Annotated in this window: 1 protein-coding gene; it reads right to left on the bottom strand. The window is 79.2% G+C overall.

Annotation, left to right across the window (positions count from 1 at the left end; translation table 11 throughout):
* Positions 1 to 365: hypothetical protein (locus E2C05_RS32500; RefSeq protein ID WP_205083324.1), on the bottom strand; the 365-nt coding region annotated here is incomplete at its 3' end.
* Positions 366 to 451 lie beyond the last annotated feature (86 nt).

Genomic DNA, 451 nt, shown 5'->3' on the forward strand with positions numbered 1-451 from the left:
GCGCCGGGGCCGCCGGCCACCGCCGGCAGGCCCGGGGCGCGGCTGCCGAGCGCGGTGCGCACGCGGTTGCCGTCGAAATTCACCGTGATGCGGCCGCTGTAGCGGCTGGGGGAGGTCCGTTCCTGCTCGATGACGATCGAGTTCACCAGGTCCTCGATCTGCGCGTCTGACAGGCTGGGGGCGGTGACCCCGGCTTCGCTCACCATGCGCTGGAAGGCGGCGCGGCGGCCGGCGGCCAGCGCCCGTTCGCGCGCCAGCACGCCGTTCTCGGCGGTGGCCTCGGCCGGGACGCCCTGCTGCGTCAGGGTCAGGGCGGCGCCGGCCGGATCGGCGGCGCCGGGCAGGGGCAGGACCGGGGTGGCCACCGGCGCGGCGGCCACTGGGGTGGTGGCCGGCGCCGTCGCCTGGGGCGGGGCGGGTTGCGGCGTGGCGGGCACCGGCGGCGGCAGCG

It is taken from the genome of Paracraurococcus ruber (assembly GCF_004353985.1).
Taxonomy (GTDB): domain Bacteria; phylum Pseudomonadota; class Alphaproteobacteria; order Acetobacterales; family Acetobacteraceae; genus Paracraurococcus; species Paracraurococcus ruber.